Genomic DNA, 3,625 nt, shown 5'->3' on the forward strand with positions numbered 1-3,625 from the left:
CTCTATCCCCTACTCTCTCACTAATTTGTCCTACAGCCCGGAATAGGGTAGATAGGTGGTGTTTCTATTAATAGACAATAGATTATTCCTGCATTGCATCGCGTGACAAGTAGTCAGGCATACTAAAAAAAGTAAGTATGCCTCGGCTTTTGGTTACGCAGTTTGTGCTATTGAAACTCACTGGAGACAACCATATCTCTATCGGAGGGGCAACCATACCCCTCCACCCCGAAAGGGGTAAGCGGTTAAAACCGCTAACTTGTTTTCATCCCCAGTCTAAAGAAATGGGATTTCCAACATAGAAGGATTTTTATGACTCACCGTAGGATCGTTATAGGTGACGTGCATGGGCACTACGATACCCTAATGACATTATTGAATGCGATCGCTCCCTCTGAGGAAGATCGAGTTTATTTTCTTGGAGACTTGATTGACCGGGGACCGAAGAGCGCACAGGTGGTCGAATTTGTCAAGCAAAGCGGTTATACTTGCTTGTTGGGCAATCATGAGCAAATGGTGTTAGAAATTTTAGGGCAAGGTAATATCAAGGGTTCCGCTCTGCAAGCTTGGCTCTATAGTGGTGGTTACAGTACTGTTAATAGTTATGGGGAGGAGGGTATTTCCCAAGATCACATGGATTGGATGCGAACTTTACCAACTCATCTGGATTTGGGAGATTTTTGGTTAGTTCATGCGGGTGTCCATCCGCGCCTACCAATTGAGAAGCAAACTAGTGAACAGTTTTGCTGGATTAGGGAAGAATTTCACGGGATGGAGGAACCTTATTTCCCCACTAAGACGATTATTACTGGTCATACTATTACCTTTACTTTACCAGGAGTAGCGCCAGGGAAAATAGCGCAAGGTAGAGGTTGGCTGGATATTGATACAGGAGCTTATCATCCTAAGAGTGGTTGGTTGACGGGATTAGATTTGACTAACTCCCTAATTTACCAAGTCCATGCCTTCGATCGTAAGGTACGGAAAATGTCTTTGGAGAAAGCAGTGACGCGGGTGGAGCCTTCACAGCTATTCCCGCGTCGTTCCATGCTGAAATTATAGAAGCGGGCGAATTTTAGTTTTGTAGGCACTATTATTTAAGCCATCACCTATATTAGCTCTGGCTGGATCGATGGATTGGTTTAACGCGGTAATGCGATCCGATGTAGCGGGATGGCTACTTAAAATTGTAGGGCTTGATCCTCCTGAGTTGAGGAGTTTTTTCATAAACTCAACCATAGCTGATTGAGCATAACCAGATTTCTGTAAAGTTTCCAGTCCTAATTTATCCGCTTCAAGCTCATCCTTACGACTGTTGGGCAACTTAAATGCTAATTCTACGCCAATATTGACCAGGGTATTGCGATCTACTCCTGCGGCAACAGCTAAACCTCTGGCAATCGCAGTTTGGCGCATTTGTTGAATTGCATGACGCGCTGCAATATGACCAATTTCGTGAGCAATAACGCTGGCTAACTGTGCTTCATTATCAGCGGCGGCAATTAACCCGCGATTAACATAGATAAAGCCGCCCATGGTTGCTGCTGCGTTAATAGCTTGATCGTCTACTACCTGAAAAGTATAGGAAATATTGGGACGTTTGCTTTGTTTGACCAACCGCTGCCCAATATCATTTACATAGCGGTTAATCTGGGAATTGTCATAGATCTGAAATTGATTATTAACCAATTGCTCGTTAATCTGTTTGCCGATTGCGACTTCTTGGCGATCGGAAATATTAGAAAGCTGAATAATCTGAATCCCTTGAAAAATTATATCGAACAACGAGCGTGCTTGAGTAACTTGAGGGATGCTAATGACAAGACTCAGAGTTAAAACAAAAGAAACTAAGGGATAGAATATTCTCCGTCGAGAATGACGGGATAGAAAAGTAAGAGGATTAAACATGGGTAAGTGGTGTGAGTTAACTGTAGCTTTGGCAAGCTGGAGAGGTAGACGTTAATTACACAGATAAAGTTGCCATGTACTGCCTAATTTTACTAGGCTGTTCGACATCTAAATTTCCGATATAGTGAAGAGTTAAGACTTAAGATTTCCCTTTTGTCGATTACCCACCACTCCCATAAGTGCTGAAAAGCCCTATCCTGGAACTATAGATAGTCCGTCGCCCCTTCTGATATAACCAGATTTATCATGCAAATTTATCTAGATTACAGTGCTACCACACCGCCACGAACAGAAGTTATTACTGCTGTACACGATATCCTACAACAACAATGGGGTAATCCTTCGAGCTTGCACGAGTGGGGACAAAGATCTGCTATGGTTGTGGAACAGGCGAGAATGCAAGTAGCAGGACTAATTAACGCCCCATCTGACTCCATTATCTTCACTTCTGGCGGGACTGAAGCTGATAATTTAGCGATTATGGGGGTTGCCCGACGTTATCAAACGCCGCAACATATTATTATTTCCAGTATCGAGCATTCAGCGGTAGCTGAACCCGCGAAATTACTAGAAAGTTGGGGTTGGCAAGTGACGCGGTTACCTGTGGATAGGGAGGGAAGAGTTAATCCCAAGGATTTAGAGAATGCTTTGCAACCGAATACGGTTTTAGTTTCAATTATCTATGGCCAAAGTGAAGTTGGTACGCTGCAACCGATTGAAACTTTGGGTAAGATAGTTCGGGATAGTGGTATTATTTTCCACATTGATGCTGTTCAAGTTGCTGGACGATTACCTATAGATGTTCAGCAGTTACCTGTAGATTTGCTATCCATGTCTAGCCATAAAATTTATGGTGTCCAAGGGGCAGGGGCATTATATGTTCGCAGTGGTGTAGAATTAGTACCGTTATTGTTAGGTGGAGGACAAGAATCAGGACTTCGTTCCGGCACGCAAGCAGTGGCAACAATTGTCGGATTTGGTGTGGCAGCCGAATTAGCAGCAGGAGAAATAGTAACAGAAACACCGAGATTAATGGGATTGCGCGATCGATTATTTGATCTACTCGCAGATACACCTAACTTAAAGCCTACTGGTTCTAGATTGTACCGCTTACCCCATCATGTTAGTTTCTCGATTACTGATAATATCGATCTGCCAAATATTAATAAAATAACAGGCAAAACCATAGTCCGCCAAATGAATTTAGCCGGAATTGGTATTAGTGGAGGTTCAGCTTGCCACAGTGGTAAACTTAGCCCTAGTCCGATTTTATTGGCGATGGGCTACAGTGAATCGGAGGCATTAGGAGGGATTCGCTTAACTCTGGGAAGAGATACGACTGAAGCGGATGTAGATTGGACAGCGATGGTACTCAAGCAGGTTTTAAAACGATTAATGCCAGAGTTAGTTGTTTGTTGTTAGTTGTTAGTTGTTTGTTGTTGGTTGTTTGTTGTTGGTTGTTGGTTGTTTGTTGTTAATGTTTTGTTGACTATTATATAGGTTATGGGTTGGATGGAAATCATAACTTTTACAATTCTCAGTCACTCCGAAAACCCGCCAGGGATTAAAATCCCTGTCTAATAGCTTAAGTCCATTGAAATGGACTAATAAGCTATAACACATATAACTTGTATAAGAGTTGTTGTAATCTGGTGGTTCGATATATTTTCTTGAAGGCAAAATCGGTTTTTGGACTAATAAATCTCATAATGGTTTA

General features: G+C 42.5%; 3 protein-coding genes. 2 read left to right on the top strand and 1 reads right to left on the bottom strand.

Going from position 1 to position 3,625, the window contains the following annotated elements:
* Positions 1-312: 312 nt before the first annotated feature.
* Positions 313-1,062, top strand: a complete 750-nt coding sequence (locus tag NJ959_RS27160; RefSeq protein WP_254014881.1) for a metallophosphoesterase family protein — start codon at positions 313-315, stop codon at positions 1,060-1,062.
* Here the strand turns inward: NJ959_RS27160 and NJ959_RS27165 are convergent.
* Positions 1,057-1,908: a M48 family metallopeptidase gene (locus NJ959_RS27165; RefSeq protein ID WP_254014882.1), complete on the bottom strand. Its 852-nt coding sequence runs from the start codon at positions 1,906-1,908 to the stop codon at positions 1,057-1,059. The two genes, NJ959_RS27160 and NJ959_RS27165, sit on opposite strands and share 6 nt — an antisense overlap.
* Before the next feature lie 246 nt (positions 1,909-2,154).
* Between NJ959_RS27165 and NJ959_RS27170 the strand changes: the two genes are divergently transcribed.
* Positions 2,155-3,330, top strand: a complete 1,176-nt coding sequence (locus NJ959_RS27170; protein WP_254014883.1) for a cysteine desulfurase family protein — start codon at positions 2,155-2,157, stop codon at positions 3,328-3,330.
* Positions 3,331-3,625 lie beyond the last annotated feature (295 nt).

The sequence above is a fragment of the Limnofasciculus baicalensis BBK-W-15 genome, assembly GCF_024178385.1.
Taxonomy (GTDB): Bacteria; Cyanobacteriota; Cyanobacteriia; order Cyanobacteriales; family Coleofasciculaceae; genus Limnofasciculus; species Limnofasciculus baicalensis.

Bases quoted from the DNA above. Each gene is read 5' to 3' on its own strand.
- NJ959_RS27165 (WP_254014882.1), bottom strand. From the start codon at position 1,908: ATGTTTAATCCTCTTACTTTTCTATCCCGTCATTCTCGACGGAGAATA.
- NJ959_RS27170 (WP_254014883.1), top strand. From the start codon at position 2,155: ATGCAAATTTATCTAGATTACAGTGCTACCACACCGCCACGAACAGAA.
- NJ959_RS27160 (WP_254014881.1), top strand. From the start codon at position 313: ATGACTCACCGTAGGATCGTTATAGGTGACGTGCATGGGCACTACGAT.